15 protein-coding genes are annotated in these 13,955 nt (G+C 71.2%); 6 read left to right on the top strand and 9 right to left on the bottom strand.

Annotated elements, in window-relative coordinates; translation table 11 throughout:
• The coding region (locus AC30N0_RS14960) for an SPFH domain-containing protein (RefSeq protein WP_489518700.1) at nucleotides 1–827 on the top strand (827 nt) is incomplete at its 5' end.
• Between the two features lie 22 nt (nucleotides 828–849).
• Entirely contained in the window at nucleotides 850–1,041 is a 192-nt protein-coding gene (locus tag AC30N0_RS14955; protein ID WP_489518699.1) for a type II toxin-antitoxin system antitoxin, read from the top strand.
• Between the two features lie 98 nt (nucleotides 1,042–1,139).
• Here the strand turns inward: AC30N0_RS14955 and folE2 are convergent, their stop codons facing one another.
• Genes folE2 through AC30N0_RS14935 form a run of 4 tightly spaced genes read right to left on the bottom strand, consistent with a single transcriptional unit; the run spans nucleotide 1,140 to nucleotide 5,014 of the window.
• Nucleotides 1,140–1,931, bottom strand: coding sequence for a GTP cyclohydrolase FolE2 (folE2, locus tag AC30N0_RS14950; RefSeq protein WP_489518698.1), 792 nt, complete (start codon nucleotides 1,929–1,931; stop codon nucleotides 1,140–1,142).
• A gap of 19 nt (nucleotides 1,932–1,950) precedes the next feature.
• Complete coding sequence (dxs, locus tag AC30N0_RS14945; RefSeq protein ID WP_489518697.1) at nucleotides 1,951–3,879, bottom strand: 1-deoxy-D-xylulose-5-phosphate synthase; 1,929 nt, start codon at nucleotides 3,877–3,879, stop codon at nucleotides 1,951–1,953.
• 5 nt (nucleotides 3,880–3,884) lie between these two features.
• Complete coding sequence (locus AC30N0_RS14940) at nucleotides 3,885–4,775, bottom strand: polyprenyl synthetase family protein (RefSeq protein ID WP_489518696.1); 891 nt, start codon at nucleotides 4,773–4,775, stop codon at nucleotides 3,885–3,887.
• Nucleotides 4,772–5,014 carry an exodeoxyribonuclease VII small subunit gene (locus AC30N0_RS14935; RefSeq protein WP_489518695.1) on the bottom strand — a complete coding sequence of 81 codons (243 nt, stop codon included), beginning with the start codon at nucleotides 5,012–5,014 and terminating at the stop codon, nucleotides 4,772–4,774. Before AC30N0_RS14935 ends, AC30N0_RS14940 begins: the two co-directional genes overlap by 4 nt.
• Nucleotides 5,015–5,210: 196 nt before the next feature.
• Here AC30N0_RS14935 and AC30N0_RS14930 point away from each other — a divergent pair, with 196 nt between their 5' ends.
• The 3 genes from AC30N0_RS14930 to AC30N0_RS14920 all read left to right on the top strand — a co-directional run bounded on the left by AC30N0_RS14930 (nucleotide 5,211) and on the right by AC30N0_RS14920 (nucleotide 7,743).
• A complete protein-coding gene (locus AC30N0_RS14930) occupies nucleotides 5,211–6,359 on the top strand; it encodes an aromatic ring-hydroxylating oxygenase subunit alpha (RefSeq protein ID WP_489518694.1) in 1,149 nt (382 codons plus the stop codon).
• A 25-nt stretch (nucleotides 6,360–6,384) separates the two neighbouring features.
• A complete protein-coding gene (locus tag AC30N0_RS14925) occupies nucleotides 6,385–7,242 on the top strand; it encodes a sulfurtransferase (RefSeq protein WP_489518701.1) in 858 nt (285 codons plus the stop codon).
• 66 nt (nucleotides 7,243–7,308) lie between these two features.
• Nucleotides 7,309–7,743, top strand: a complete 435-nt coding sequence (locus AC30N0_RS14920) for a universal stress protein (protein ID WP_489518693.1) — start codon at nucleotides 7,309–7,311, stop codon at nucleotides 7,741–7,743.
• A 15-nt stretch (nucleotides 7,744–7,758) separates the two neighbouring features.
• On the opposite strand, the gene AC30N0_RS14915 is transcribed toward AC30N0_RS14920, so the two are convergent.
• Together AC30N0_RS14915 and AC30N0_RS14910 are read right to left on the bottom strand one after the other, a co-directional pair.
• Nucleotides 7,759–8,535: a ZIP family metal transporter gene (locus AC30N0_RS14915; RefSeq protein ID WP_489518692.1), complete on the bottom strand. Its 777-nt coding sequence runs from the start codon at nucleotides 8,533–8,535 to the stop codon at nucleotides 7,759–7,761.
• 55 nt (nucleotides 8,536–8,590) lie between these two features.
• On the bottom strand, nucleotides 8,591–9,442 hold the full coding sequence (locus AC30N0_RS14910; RefSeq protein WP_489518691.1) for a dienelactone hydrolase family protein: 852 nt from the start codon (nucleotides 9,440–9,442) through the stop codon (nucleotides 8,591–8,593).
• A 96-nt stretch (nucleotides 9,443–9,538) separates the two neighbouring features.
• Between AC30N0_RS14910 and AC30N0_RS14905 the strand changes: the two genes are divergently transcribed.
• A complete protein-coding gene (locus AC30N0_RS14905; protein ID WP_489518690.1) occupies nucleotides 9,539–11,080 on the top strand; it encodes a Ppx/GppA phosphatase family protein in 1,542 nt (513 codons plus the stop codon).
• Between the two features lie 10 nt (nucleotides 11,081–11,090).
• Here the strand turns inward: AC30N0_RS14905 and sixA are convergent, their stop codons facing one another.
• The 3 genes from sixA to AC30N0_RS14890 all read right to left on the bottom strand — a co-directional run.
• Nucleotides 11,091–11,552: a phosphohistidine phosphatase SixA gene (gene sixA, locus AC30N0_RS14900; RefSeq protein ID WP_489518689.1), complete on the bottom strand. Its 462-nt coding sequence runs from the start codon at nucleotides 11,550–11,552 to the stop codon at nucleotides 11,091–11,093.
• On the bottom strand, nucleotides 11,552–13,615 hold the full coding sequence (gene ppk1, locus AC30N0_RS14895) for a polyphosphate kinase 1 (RefSeq protein ID WP_489518688.1): 2,064 nt from the start codon (nucleotides 13,613–13,615) through the stop codon (nucleotides 11,552–11,554). The genes sixA and ppk1 overlap by 1 nt, the downstream gene beginning before the upstream one ends.
• A gap of 62 nt (nucleotides 13,616–13,677) precedes the next feature.
• Nucleotides 13,678–13,955, bottom strand: a 278-nt coding sequence (locus tag AC30N0_RS14890) for a DNA polymerase (protein ID WP_489518687.1), incomplete at its 5' end; no start/stop codon positions are given.

Genomic DNA, 13,955 nt, shown 5'->3' with positions numbered 1-13,955 from the left:
TCGGCGCCGTGGTCCTGTTGCTCGCCATCGGCCTGCTCGTGTCGCGGCCGAGCGGGACGACGGTCGCTGCGCTCGTCGTCGCGGTGCTGATCGGCCTCTGGTGTCTGCTCGGCCTGTACATGCTGCAGCCGAATCAGGCCGCGCTGCTCCTGCTCTTCGGCGACTACCGCGGCACCGACCGCAACGAAGGGCTGCGCTGGGCGAACCCGTTTTATGCCAAGACGAAGATCTCGATCCGCGCCCACAACTTCAACAGCGAGAAGCTGAAGGTCAACGACCTGCGCGGCAACCCGATCGAGATCGCGGCGACGGTGGTCTGGCGCGTCGACGACACGGCGCGGGCGAGCTTCGACGTCGAGAACTACGACGCCTACGTGCTGACGCAGGCCGAGTCGGCCCTGCGCCACCTCGCCCTCAGCTACGCCTACGACAACCTCGAGGACGCCGGCTCGACCGCGAAGACCGAGGTGACGCTGCGCTCCGGCACCGAGGAGGTGTCGGCCGCGCTGCGCGACGAGCTGCAGCAGCGCTTCGAGCAGGCCGGCATCGTCGTAATCGACGCCAAGCTCACGCACCTCGCCTACGCGCCCGAGATCGCCGGGACCATGCTGCGCCGGCAGCAGGCCGAAGCCGTGATCGCGGCACGGACCAAGATCGTCCAGGGCGCCGTCGGCATGGTCGAGCTGGCCCTCAACGGCCTCGCCGACCGCGGCATCCTGCACCTCGACGACGAGCGTCGCGCGGCGATGGTCAGCAACCTGCTCGTCGTGCTGTGCTCGGACCACGACGCGACGCCGGTGGTCAACACCGGGACCCTTTACGCCTGAGCCGCCCAGCGGCGCCGCCGTTGTGGCGAGTCCCGACAAGAAGTCGTTCCTGCTCCGCATCGACCCGGAGCTGTGGACCGACGTCGAGCGCCTCGCCGCCGCCGAGCTGCGCAGCGTCAACGCGCAGGTCGAGTACCTGTTGCGTGAAGCGCTGCTCACGCGCGGCGCCGGCGCGCGAACAAAGACCCCGCCATCGCGCAAACCGTCGCGCTGAGCGACCCCGGAGGGGTCGGCCCCTCCCACTCGGAGGGAGGGGTTGGGGAGGGAGCAGCCCTGTCCGCGCGGAGCAGCGCGGCGGCACGCACCGAGCGGCTACTGCCGCTCGATGCGCGCCACCGCGCTGTGCGCGTGGATCGATTCGAAGTTTTCCACGTCGACCACGTAGGCCCCGATGCGCGGATCGGCATTGAGGCGAAGGGCGACGTCGCGGACCATGTCCTCGACGAACTTCGGGTTCTCGTAGGCCCGCTCGGTGATCCACTTCTCGTCGGCACGCTTCAGCGACGACCAGATCTCGCTCGACGCCGAGTCCTCGGCGAAGCGCACCAACTCCAGCCACGACAGTTCGCCCAGCAGTTCGACGCGGATCGTCACGTGCGAGCGCTGGTTGTGGGCGCCGTAGTCGGAGATCTCCTTCGAGCACGGACAGAGCGACTTGACCGGGACCACGACCTCGGCGAAGACCTTCACGCCCGCAGCACCGGCCTCGGCGATCCAGCGACCCTGGTACTCGAGCAGGCTCTCGACGCCGGAGACCGGCGCCCGCTTGCGCAGGAAGAACGGGAAGCCCGCCTCGATCCGCCCGGCATCGGCGCCGAGCAGCTCCAGCATGCGGACGGCGTGGCGGCGCAGCGCGGTCGCGTCGAGCGGCTCGTCGATCGAGTCGAGCCAGGCCACGAAGCGCGACATGTGCGTGCCCTTCTGCTCCCCGGGCAGGGCGACGTCGAGGGCCCAGTCGGCCACGGTCTGCAGCGAGGCGCCTTCGATGCGCAGCTGCAGCGGGTAGCGAACGCCGCGCACGCCGACGCGCTGGATCGCGAGCTTGCGGTCATCGCGGGCCGACTGCGTGTCGGGGATGTGGAGGGCGTCGATCAGGTTGGTCATGCGGCGCGGGTCGCTTCTGCTATTGCCCGGCGGCGGCGCGCAGCAGCGCCGGCGGCGCGCCGAAGCGGCGCTGGATCGACTGCTCGATGCCGGCGGCGTCGAGCCCGCACTGGGCCAGCAGCCTGGCCGGGTCGCCGTGCTCGACGAAGGTGTCGGGCAGGCCGAGCGTCAGCACCGGGATCTCGATCCGCGCCTGCGCCAACGCTTCCAGCACCGCACTGCCTGCCCCGCCCATGACCGATCCCTCCTCGACGGTCACGATTGCATCATGCCGGCTCGCCAGATGCGTCACCAGGGTGACATCGAGCGGCTTGACGAAGCGCATGTTGGCGACCGTCGCATCGAGCTTCTCCGCCGCGGCCAGCGCGGGGTACAGGAGCGTGCCGAAGGCGAGGATGGCGATCCGCCGCCCCGGCTGCGCCGCGTTGCGCGTGCTCTCGCGCCGGATCTCGCCCTTGCCGAACGGGATCTCGGTCATTTCGGACTGGATCGCGACCCCGGCGCCGGAGCCGCGCGGGTAGCGCACGGCGACGGGGTGCTGCTGCACGAAGGCGGTGTAGAGCGCCTGCCGGCACTCGTTCTCGTCGGCCGGCGTCAGGACGCTGATATTGGGAATGCAGCGCAGGTAGGCGATGTCGTAGGCGCCGGCGTGCGTGGCGCCGTCGGCACCCACCAGGCCGGCGCGGTCGAGCGCGAAGACCACCGGCAGGTTCTGGATCGCGACGTCGTGGATCAGCTGGTCGTAAGCGCGCTGCAGGAACGTGGAGTAGATCGCGACGACCGGCTTGATGCCCTCGCAGGCCAGGCCGGCGGCGAAGGTCACCGCATGCTGCTCGGCGATGCCGACGTCGTGGAAGCGCTTCGGGAAGCGCTTGGCGAACTCGACCATGCCCGAGCCCTCGCGCATGGCCGGGGTGATGCCGACGAGGCGCTCGTCCTTCTCGGCCATGTCGCACAGCCATTGGCCGAACACCTGGGTGAAGGTGGTCTTGCTCGGCGCCTTCGACTTGACGAAGCCCACGAGCGGGTCGAACTTGCCGGAGGCGGCGTGGTAGCCGACCGGATCGGCCTCGGCGAGCTTGTAGCCGTAGCCCTTCTTCGTGACGACGTGCAGGAACTGCGGGCCCTTCAAGTCGCGCAGGTTCTCGAGGGTCGGGATCAGCGAGTCGAGGTCGTGGCCGTCGATGGGGCCGACGTAGTTGAAGCCGAACTCCTCGAAGATGGTGCCCGGCACGACCATGCCCTTGGCGTGCTCCTCGAAGCGCCGGGCCAGCTCGAACAGCGGCGGCGCGTTTTTCAGCACCGTCTTGGCGGTCTCCTTGGCGGCGGCGTAGAACTTGCCGCTCATGAGCCGGGCCAGGTAGCGGTTCAGCGCGCCGACCGGCGGCGAGATCGACATGTCGTTGTCGTTGAGGATCACGAGCAGGTCGGCATGCATGTCGTTGTGCGGACAGCCGGCGTTGTTCAGCGCCTCGAAGGCCATGCCGGCGCTCATCGCGCCGTCGCCGATCACGGCCACGCACTTGCGCGCTTCGCCCTTCATGCGCGACGCGACGGCCATGCCGAGCGCGGCCGAGATCGAGGTCGACGAATGAGCGGTGCCGAAGGTGTCGTACTCGCTCTCGTCGCGGCGCGGAAAGCCCGAAATGCCGCCGAGCTGGCGCAGCGTCGGCATGCGGCCCTTGCGGCCGGTGAGCGTCTTGTGCGGATAGGTCTGGTGGCCCACGTCCCAGACGATGCGGTCGTGCGGCGTGTCGAAGACGTGGTGCAGCGCGATCGTGAGCTCGACCGTGCCCAGGTTCGACGAGAAATGGCCGCCCGCCTGCGACACGATCTGAACCACGAACTCGCGCAGCTCGCCCGCGAGCTGCTTCAGCTCGAGCCGCGACAGGCGGCGCACGTCGGCCGGAACGTCGATGGCGTCGAGAAGCTTCTTCTTCGCAGGCATGGTGGTCAAGACTCGCGGTCGACGACGCGGTCGGCCAGGGCGCGCAGTCGCTCGGTGTCGCCGAGCCCGCCCCGGTCGAGGGCGGCCTGGGCGACGCGGCGCAGCTCGCGCGCGTGGGTCCAGGCGGCCTCGAGGCCGAGCACGCTGACGTAGGTCGGCTTGTTGCTGTCCTGGTCCTTGCCGGCCGTCTTGCCGAGCGTGGCCGAGGCCTGCGTCACGTCGAGGATATCGTCGACGACCTGGAAGGCGAGTCCGATCGCGTCGCCGTAGGCGGCCAGGGCACGCAGCTGCTCGGGGCTGGTCGGCCCACAGGCCGCGCCCATGAGCACGCTCGCCCGCAGCAGGGCTCCGGTCTTGCGGCGGTGCATGTCGGCAAGGACGTGCTCGTCGAGCGGGAGGCCGACGCTGGCCAGGTCGATCGCCTGCCCGCCGGCCATGCCCTCGGCGCCTGCGGCCCGGGCGAGGAGCGCGCACAGGCGCGCCTGCAGCGCCGGGGCGACGCTGCCGTCGACGGGCGTCAGCACCTCGAAGGCCAGGGCCTGCATGGCGTCGCCGGCAAGCATTGCCGGGGCGACGCCGAAGCGCACGTGCACGGTCGGCTTGCCGCGCCGCATGACGTCGTTGTCCATGCACGGGAGGTCGTCGTGGACGAGCGAATAGGCATGGATCAGCTCGACGGCGCAGGCGGCCCGCAGGGCGGCCTCGCGCTCGCCGCGCACGGCATGGGAGGCCGCTAGGACAAGCAGCGCGCGCAGGCGCTTGCCGCCGTCGAGAACGCCGTAGCGCATCGCCTCGCCGAGGCCGGCAGGCGCGTGCGCTGGAACGAAGTGGTCGAGCGCGGCCTCGACCGCGTCGAGCTCGGCCAGTGACCACGTATCGAAGGCGTCTCTCTTCATGCAGCGGGCCAGGCTTTGAGCTGGCCGTCTTCCAGGACCCGCACCTGTTGCTCGACCGCCTCCAGCCGGCTGCGGCAGAACTGGAGGAGCTCGGTGCCACGCCGGTAGCCGGTGAGAAGGCTCTCGAGAGGCAACTGGCCCTCCTCCATCGATGCAACGAGGGCTTCCAGCTCGGCCAGGGCGGCCTCGTAGGTGGCAGGCAGGGCCCGTGCGCAGGCCGTCGCGGAGTCGGTCGTCATTCCAGGTCGGAAAAGTTTCGATTGTAGTCAGCGACGAGGGCCCCATCTTCGGCGCTGCACCAGCTCGGACAGGCGCCTTGCCCGGATGCGCAAAAGTGCGCGGGTACACTCCCTGCCCCTGCTGCCCACGGCTGCGGCCGCACTCTCACGCCGTCCTTTCTGGGCGCCGGCACCGCTCTAGGAGGAACTTGGGGCCATGTCCGACCCGCGCGTCGCAGGCGAAAAGCTCGCCCGCAGCCAGACCCAGCTTCCCGTCGGAAGCTACTTCGATCCGGAACTCTTCGAGCGCGAGATGGCGGTGCTCTTCGCCGGCTCGCCGAGCTACGTCGGGCACGAGCTGGCCGTCCCGGCGGTCGGCGACTTTCACGCCCTGCCCCAGGAACGCGAAGGCCGCGCCCTCGTGCGCACGGCACAAGGGGTGCGCCTGCTGTCCAACGTGTGCCGGCATCGCCAGGCGATCATGCTGCGCGGGCGCGGCCACAGCGGCAGCAACATCGTCTGCCCGCTGCACCGCTGGACCTACGGGCTCGGCGGCCAGCTCATCGGCGCGCCGCACTTCGCGGACGACCCCTGCCGCGACCTGGAGAGCTTCCCCCTGCAGTCGTGGAACGGCATGCTCTTCGAACAGCCGCAGGGTGCCTCGGCCGGCCGCGACATCGCGGCGGAGCTCTCGGGCGTCGGCGCCGCGCGCGATCTCGACTTCACCGGCTACACCTTCGACAGCTTCAAGCTGCACGAATGCGACTACAACTGGAAGACCTTCATCGAGGTCTACCTCGAGGACTACCACGTCGCACCGTTTCACCCCGGGCTCGGCCAGTTCGTCACCTGCGAGGACCTGCGCTGGGAGTTCGGCCCGCACCATTCGGTGCAGACCGTCGGGCCGAAGAACGAGCTCGCCAAGCCGGGGTCTCCGGCCTATCGCAAGTGGCACGACGCAGTGCTGGCCTACCGCGCGGGCCGCTTCCCCGACCCGGTGCCGCGGCACGGCGCGATCTGGCTGACCTCGTACCCGGCGACGATGGTCGAGTGGTATCCGCACGTCCTCGTCGTCTCGACGCTGTACCCGCGCGGGCCGCGCAAGACGCTCAACCTCGTCGAGTTCTACTACCCGGAGGACATCCACGCCTTCGAGCGCGAGTTCGTCGAGGCCGAGCAGGCGGCCTACTGGGAGACCTGCGCGGAGGACGACGAGATCGCCCTGCGCATGGACGCCGGCCGGCAGGCCCTGCTCGTGCGCGGCGAGGACGACTTCGGCCCGTACCAGAGCCCGATGGAAGACGGCATGCAGCAGTTCCACGAGTGGTACTGGCGCGAAATGGAGCGCAGCCCGAGGCGGCCGTGAGGCCACGCGCCGATCTCCGGAAGACCTGATGAACACGAACCGCACGACCCTAATCAGCCCGCAGGATCTCGCCGCCTCGGTCGCCGAGGTCCGGGCGCCGGTGCTCCTCGACGCGAGCTTCGATCTCGCCGACACCGGCGCCGGCGAGCGCCGCTTCGCCGCCGGCCACATCCGGGGCTCGCACTACCTCCATCTCGACCGCGACCTCGCCGGGGTCAAGACCGGCCGCAACGGCCGCCATCCGCTGCCCGAGAGGCCGGACTTCGCGCGCACCCTCGGCGCGCTCGGCATCCGGCCAGAGACCCAGGTCGTCACCCTCGATGCCCAGGGCGGTGTCTACGCCGCGCGGCTCTGGTGGATGCTGCGCTGGCTTGGGCACGAGGCCGTGGCCGTGCTCGACGGCGGCCTGCAGGGCTGGCAGAACGCCGGCGGCGCCCTGACCAGCGACCCGACGCCGCTGCCGAGGGCGGCGCCGCCGTATCGGGAGCGCCCGTCGCTCGTCGCCATCGCCGATGCCGACGCGGTCGCGCGCCGGGGTTCCGGCGCGGCGCTCGTCGACGCCCGCGCCCCCGAGCGCTTCCGCGGCGAGACCGAGCCGCTCGACCGTGTCGCCGGGCACATCCCGGGTGCCCTCAACCGCTTCTTCAAGGACAACCTCGACGCCGGCGGGCGCTTCAAGCCGGCCGAGGCCTTGCGGGGGGAGTTCGCGGCCCTGCTCGGCCCCGTGCCCGGCGCCGACGTGATCCACTCCTGCGGCTCCGGCGTCACCGCCTGCCACAACCTGCTGGCGATGGAGCATGCCGGCCTCGCCGGATCGGTTCTCTACCCCGGCTCGTGGAGCGAATGGTCCTCCGACCCGGCGCGGCCGGTCGCGACCGGCTAGCGTTTACGAAGTCGACGCGCACCCGCGGCGATGCGAAGATCGCGCCGCAACGCTGGAGGTGCCTCGATGTACAAGCGAATCCTCGTCCCGACCGACGGCTCCGAGATCACGCAGCGCGCCGTCGCTGCCGCGGTGGGCCTGGCCAAGGCCCTGGGCGCCGAGATCTTCACCCTCTGCGTCAAGGAGCCGTTCCCCTACGGCGCCGTCGCCGAGATGCAGCCGACGCCGCCCCAGGAATTCTTCGACGCCCAGGAGCGCACGGCGGCGCGCCACGTGCGCGCCGTGATGGACGCCTGCGACGCCGGCGGCATCGTCTGCCACGCGCAGACCGTCGAGGGCCTCCAGCCCTGGGAGGCGATCGTCGATCATGCCGCCAGGGAGCGCTGCGACCTCATCGTCATGGGCTCGCACGGCCGCAAGGGCCTGGCCTCGCTCTTCCTCGGCAGCGAGACGCGCGACGTGATCAGCCACTCGAAGGTGCCGGTCCTCCTGATCCGCTGAAGCGCGCCGCTGCCCTCAGTGGGCGTGCAGGGCCGCCATGGCCAGGGCGACGATGGCGATGCCGGCGCCGAGCCAGGCCAGCTGGGCCGCCGTCTCGCGCAGCGTCAGGCGGTGCTGCAGCTGCGGGATCAGGTCGGCGACGGCGACGTAGATGAAGCTGCTCGCGGCGATGACCAGCAGGTACGGGAAGAACGCCTGCCAGGGGCCGACCACGAAATAGCCGAGGACGCCGCCGACCACCGCGGCCAGCCCGGACAGCGCGTTGTAGAACAGGGCCCGGCCGCGTGACAGCCCGGCGTTGAGCAGCACGATGTAGTCGCCGACCTCCTGCGGGATCTCGTGGGCGATGATCGCCAGCGCGGTGACGACGCCGAGCCGGGTGTCGGCGAGGAAGGCGGCGGCGATGATGATGCCGTCGCAGAAGTTGTGGATGCTGTCGCCGAGGATGACGGTCCAGCCGCCCCGTCCCGCCTGCTGCCGGTCGAAGCCGTGGTGATGGTGGTGATCGTCGCCCTCGTGGTGGTGGCTGTGCCGGAACAGCTCGGCTTTCTCGAGGAGGAAGAAGAAGAGCAGGCCGCCGAGGAGCGTCGCGAACAGCGTCTGAGCCGGCACCTGGCCGGAGAAAGCCTCGGGCAGCAGGTCCAGCAGGGCGGTGGCGAGCAGCACCCCGGTCGACAGGCTCACGAGGTGGTGGACCACGCGCGACAGCACCGCCACGGTCAGGCCGGCGGCGATCGCCACCGAGAGGATCCCGCCCGCCAGCGTCGCCAGGACGATCCAGGCGAGCGTCACGCGACGGGCACGCGAGGAGCGAGCGCTGCGGCGACCCGGGCGCGGCCGGGCCGCGTCATGCCACGCCGTTCGCGCGCAGCCAGGCGAGGCAGCGCTGCCAACCGTCCTGCGCCGCCGCCGCGTCGTAGGCCGGGCGGTAGTCGGCATGGAAGGCGTGCTGCGCCTTCGGGTAGACGACGAACTGCGAGGCCCGCGCCGCGGCGCTGCCCGCGGCCAGCGCCGCCTTCATCTGCTCGACCGCTTCCAGCGGGATGCCGGCGTCGGCATCGCCGTAGAGGCCGAGCACCGGGACGCGCAGCTCCGCAGCGACGTCGACCGGGTGCCGCGGCTGCAAGGGCGTGGTCGGGCCGCTCAGCCGTCCGTACCAGGCGACGCCGCATCGGACCGCCGGACTGTGCGCGCAGTAGAGCCAGGTCATGCGCCCGCCCCAGCAGAAGCCGGTGACCGCGAGGCGGCCGGTGTTGCCTCCGTTCCGGGCGGCCCAGGCGACGCAGGCGTCGAGGTCGGCCATCGCCTGCGCATCCGGGACCTTCGAGACGATGCTGGCGAACAGCGTCGCGATCTCCGCCGGCGCCTTGGCGTCGCCCTGGCGCACGAACATCTCCGGGGCGATGGCCAGGTAGCCCAGGCGGGCGAAGCGCCGCGCCACGTCGGCGATGTACTCGTGCACGCCGAAGATCTCGGACACCACCAGGACGACCGGGAACGGCCCCGCGCCCTGCGGGCAGGCGCGGTAGGCCGGCATCGCGAAGTCGCCCGAAGCGATGCTGACCTCGCCGGCGACGAGATCGTCGGCCGGCGTGCTGATCGCCTGCGCGGCGACCGGCTGCGTCGCCGCCGCGTAGCCCATGCCCGTGGGCGAACGCAGGCCAGAGACGGGAACGAGGTCGGGATCGGGGCGCAGCATCGAGCGACTTTCCGGGGCGGTGGACAGGGCATTCTAGGAAGCTTCGGCGTGCCGTCCGACCCGGCGAGGTGCATGCACCGGCCCACAATGCGGCGCATGGAAACGACCTCTGCCGCCGCGAGCGAGAGCGAGCCGCGCGCCAGCCGGCCGCTGGCTGCCATCGACATGGGCTCGAACAGCTTCCGCCTCGAGGTGGGTCAGCTGCAGGACGGGCGCTACCGCCGCATCGACTACCTGAAGGAGACGGTGCGCCTCGGCGCCGGTCTCGACGAGACCGGCATGCTCGACGAGGGCGCGGCGATGCGCGGGCTCGACTGCCTGGCCCGCTTCGCGCGCCGGCTCGACGGCTTCGCCCCGGCGCAGGTGCGCGCGGTGGCGACGCAGACGCTGCGCGAGGCGACCAACCGCGACATGTTCCTGATTCGCGCCGAACAGGCCCTCGGCCACCCGATCGAGGTCATCTCCGGACGCGAGGAGGCCCGCCTCATCTACGCCGGGGTCGCGCGCCTGCAGCCGTCGTCGCAGCCGCGCCTGGTGGTCGACATCGGCGGCCGCTCGACCGAGATGATCCTGGGCCGGGGGCCGCGCCCGCTCCTGGCCGAGTCGTTCCGGATCGGCAGCGTCAGCCTGTCGATGAAGTATTTCCCCGACGGCCGCTTCAGCAAGCGCGGCTTCCACGAAGCGCAGGTCGCCGCCGGCGCCGAGCTCGAGGAGGCGCTGGTGCCGTTCGCGCCCCGGCACTGGTCGGAGGCGCTCGGTTCCTCGGGAACGGTGGGCGCGGTCTCGCAGATCCTCGCCGCGGCCGGCGTCAGCGACGGACGCGTCACGCCCGACGGCCTGCGCTGGCTCATGGAGCGCTGCCTCGAGGCCGGCAGCGCCGACCGCCTCGACCTGCCTGGGCTGAAGGACGACCGCCGCGCCGTGATCGGCGGCGGCCTGGCCATCCTCTACACGCTGGCGGCGCACTTCGGCATCGCCGAGCTGAAGCCGGCGCGCGGCGCGCTCCGCCAGGGCGTGATCTTCGACCTAGAAGCACGGCAGACCGCGGAACGGCTCGCCGGCGGCGAGGACCTGCGCGAGCAGTCGGTGCACGAGCTCCAGCAGCGATTCGGCGTCGATGCCGACCAGGCGCGACGGGTCGGCGCGTTGGCCACGTCGCTCCTGGCCGATGCCGACCCGAAGGCCGACCACGAGGCGGCGCGCGAGCTCGGCTGGGCCGCCGCCCTGCACGAAGCCGGGATGATGGTCTCGCACCACGACCACCATCGGCACAGCGCCTACCTGCTGACGCACGTCGATGCGCCCGGGTTCTCGCAGAACCAGCTGCGGCGCATGGGCGAGCTCGTGCTCGGCCACCGCGGCGGCCTGCGCAAGATGGAGGCGCAGCTGCAGGACGCTGGGTTCGCCCTGCGCCTGCTCTGCCTGCGCCTGGCCGTGATCGTCTGCCACGCCCGCGACGACGTCGACCCCGGCCTCATCACCCTGCGGCCGGGCAGCGATGGCGCGTCGATCGGCATCGAGCCGGACTGGGCCGACGCCCACCCGCGCGCACTGCACCTGCTGCGCGAGGAAGTCGCCGCCTGGACCAAGGTGAAGACGGGCGCCCGCCCGCCGCGCCTGGTCGGGGGCGAAGCCTAGGAAACGCTGCCTAGAGCGAGTCGGGGCCCTGCACCGCCTGCAGGACGACGCGCTCGCCCTCCTCGCGCGAGCGGCTGCGCAGCCACCACACCGCCCCCTTCTTCACCGACCAGGGCTGAGCCGTGCCGGTCAGGGCCAGGGCGGCGACGAGCCCCACGGTCGGCTGGTGCCCGACGACGAGGACCGGCTCGCTGGCGTCCGGCCAGCGCGCCGCTGCCAGCAGCGCCCCGGCCCCGGCACCGGGCGCCAATGCGGGGACGGTGCGGAACTTGCGGCCGAGCGCCTGCGCCGTCTGCTGGCAGCGCAAGGCCGGGCTGACGAGCACGCGCGTCGAATGGGCGAGGTGACGGTTGAGCCACTCGGCCATCCGCTGCGCCTGCCGCTCGCCCTTGCTGGTGAGCGGGCGCTCGAGGTCGGGCTGATCCTCGCTCTCCATCACCGCTTCGGCGTGCCGCCAGAGGATGAGGTCCATCAGACGCGGCCGGCGTAGCGGTTGACGAGCGCCTCCTGGGCCGAGTCCGGACCGTCGGCGACGCGCTCGTAGCTGCCGTCGGGCTGCAGCAGCCAGGCGTCGCGGTTGTCGCGCAGGTAGGGCACCAGGCACTCGTCGATCACCCGCTGACGCAGGCGCGGGTCGCGCAGTGGCCAGCCGATCTCGATCCGCCCGAACATGTTGCGCCCCATCCAGTCGGCGCTGGACAGGAAGACGGCCTCGTCGCCGGCGCCGTCGCCCCAGCGGAAATAGGCGATGCGGGTGTGCTCGAGGAAGCGGCCGACGATGGAGCGGACGCGGATCCGGTCGGTCACGCCCTCGAGCCCCGGCGGCAGCATGCAGGCGCCGCGGACGATGAGGTCGATCTGTGCTCCGGCCTGCCCGGCGCGCACCAGCGCCTCGATCAGCGGCACGTCAGTGAGCGCGTTGATCTTCACGACGATGCGCGCCGTGCGCCCGGCAGCCGCCGCTTCGGCCACGCGGCCGACGTGGGCCAGCATCTGCTCGTGCAGCGTGAACGGCGCCTGCAGCAAGGCCTTGAGCGGCCGGGTGCGGCCGAGGCTGGCGAGCTGCTGGAAAACGGCATCGGCATCGCTGGTCAGGTCGGGGTCGACGGTGAAGAAGCTCAGGTCGGTGTAGAGACGGGCCGTCGCCTCGTTGTAGTTGCCGGTCGACATGTGGGCATAGCGACGCAGCCGTCCGCCCTCCCGACGGGTCACCAGGATCAGCTTGGCATGCGTTTTCAGACCCACAACGCCGTAGACCACCTGCGCGCCGACAGCCTCGAGCCGCTCGGCCCAGTTGATGTTGGCCTCCTCGTCGAAGCGCGCCTTCAGCTCGACCACGACCATCACTTCCTTGCCCCGGCGTACGGCGTCGATCAGCAGGTCCATCAGCGGCGACTCGCCGCCGGCGCGGTAGATCGTCATCTTGATGGCGAGCACCGCAGGGTCGTGCACCGCCTCGCGCACGAACTGGACCACCGGCTCGAACGATTCGAACGGCTGGTGCAGGAGCAGGTCGCCGGCGCGCATCCGCTCGAACATCGACTGCTGGCGCGGCAGGCTCGCCGGCCAGGCCGGCTCGAACGGCCGAAAGCGCAGCGCCGGAGCGTGCGCCAGGTAGGTCAGCTCGTTCATCCGGACCAGGTTGACCGGCCCGTTGACCTTGTAGAGCGCCGACTCGGCGAGGCCGAACTGGCGCAGCAGGAACCCGGACAGCTCGGCCCGGCAGGTGCTGCCGACTTCGAGGCGGACGGCCTGGCCGAAGTGGCGCGTCGTCAGGCTCGAGCGGAGCGCCTGGCGCAGGTTGCTGACGTCGGCGTCGACCTCGAGGTCGGAATCGCGGGTGATCCGGAACTGCGAGAACGTCTCCACCTCGCGGCCGGGGAACAGCTCGCCCAGGTGGGCCCGGATCACGCTGGTCAGGAGCACGAAGCTCTGCACCGGATCGCCCCGCTTGGGCGGCAGCTTCATGACGCGAGGGAGCACGCGCGGGACCTTGACGATGGCCACCGTGTTGCGCCGGCCGAAAGCATCCTTGCCGGCGAGCCGGGCGATGAAGTTGAGCGACTTGTTGGCGACCTGCGGGAACGGGTGCGACGGGTCGAGCCCGACCGGCACGAGGAGAGGTCGCACCTGGGTCTCGAAGAATTCCTTGACCCAGCGCCGCTCGGCCGCGTTGCGCTGGAAGTGGTGGACGATGCGGATGCCCTGGGTGGCCAGGGCGGGCATGACCTCGTCGTTGAACACGGCGTACTGCTCGTCGATCAGGGCATGCGCCTCGGCGGCGAGCGACTCGATGTCGGCCGGCGTGGTCGAGGTGCCCGGCAGGCGCGACGCCTCCAGGCAGTCGGCGAAGCGGACCTCGAAGAACTCGTCGAGGTTCGACGAGACGATGCACACGTAGCGAAGCCGCTCGAGCAGCGGCACGTCCCCCCGCTGGGCCTGGGCCAGGACCCGCCGGTTGAAGCCGAGGATGGCGCTTTCCCGCTTCAGCAGCGGCGGCATCGCCACCCGTGCCTTGGCGGCGGGTGAACTCATTGCCTAGTGTAGGAGGCGGATTGCGACAGTTTCGTGACAGGGAGGGCGAGCCTCGGCTTGGCTCAGTGCGCCTCGTCCCAGTTGGCGCCGATGCCGACGTCGGCGACCAGCGGCACCGCCAGCGTCGCCACGCCGGCCATCACCGTCGGCAGCGTCGCGCGGGCCCAGTCGAGCTCGGCGTGCGGCACCTCGAAGACGAGCTCGTCGTGCACCTGCATGACCATCCGCGTCGCCCGGCCTTCGCGGTCGATCCGCTCCTGCACCGCGATCATGGCCAGCTTGATGAGGTCGGCGGCCGTGCCCTGCATCGGTGCATTGATGGCCTGCCGCTCGGCGGCGC

The sequence above is a fragment of the Rhizobacter sp. genome, assembly GCF_031412495.1.
In the GTDB taxonomy this organism is placed as follows: domain Bacteria; phylum Pseudomonadota; class Gammaproteobacteria; order Burkholderiales; family Burkholderiaceae_C; genus Schlegelella_A.
The sequence above is the reverse complement of the archived record's forward strand: the minus strand, read 5'-3'. Positions and strand labels throughout refer to the sequence as shown.

Bases quoted from the DNA above. Each gene is read 5' to 3' on its own strand.
- folE2 (WP_489518698.1), bottom strand. From the start codon at position 1,931: ATGACCAACCTGATCGACGCCCTCCACATCCCCGACACGCAGTCGGCC.
- dxs (WP_489518697.1), bottom strand. From the start codon at position 3,879: ATGCCTGCGAAGAAGAAGCTTCTCGACGCCATCGACGTTCCGGCCGAC.
- AC30N0_RS14940 (WP_489518696.1), bottom strand. From the start codon at position 4,775: ATGAAGAGAGACGCCTTCGATACGTGGTCACTGGCCGAGCTCGACGCG.
- AC30N0_RS14935 (WP_489518695.1), bottom strand. From the start codon at position 5,014: ATGACGACCGACTCCGCGACGGCCTGCGCACGGGCCCTGCCTGCCACC.
- AC30N0_RS14930 (WP_489518694.1), top strand. From the start codon at position 5,211: ATGTCCGACCCGCGCGTCGCAGGCGAAAAGCTCGCCCGCAGCCAGACC.
- AC30N0_RS14920 (WP_489518693.1), top strand. From the start codon at position 7,309: ATGTACAAGCGAATCCTCGTCCCGACCGACGGCTCCGAGATCACGCAG.
- AC30N0_RS14910 (WP_489518691.1), bottom strand. From the start codon at position 9,442: ATGCTGCGCCCCGATCCCGACCTCGTTCCCGTCTCTGGCCTGCGTTCG.
- AC30N0_RS14905 (WP_489518690.1), top strand. From the start codon at position 9,539: ATGGAAACGACCTCTGCCGCCGCGAGCGAGAGCGAGCCGCGCGCCAGC.
- sixA (WP_489518689.1), bottom strand. From the start codon at position 11,552: ATGGACCTCATCCTCTGGCGGCACGCCGAAGCGGTGATGGAGAGCGAG.
- ppk1 (WP_489518688.1), bottom strand. From the start codon at position 13,615: ATGAGTTCACCCGCCGCCAAGGCACGGGTGGCGATGCCGCCGCTGCTG.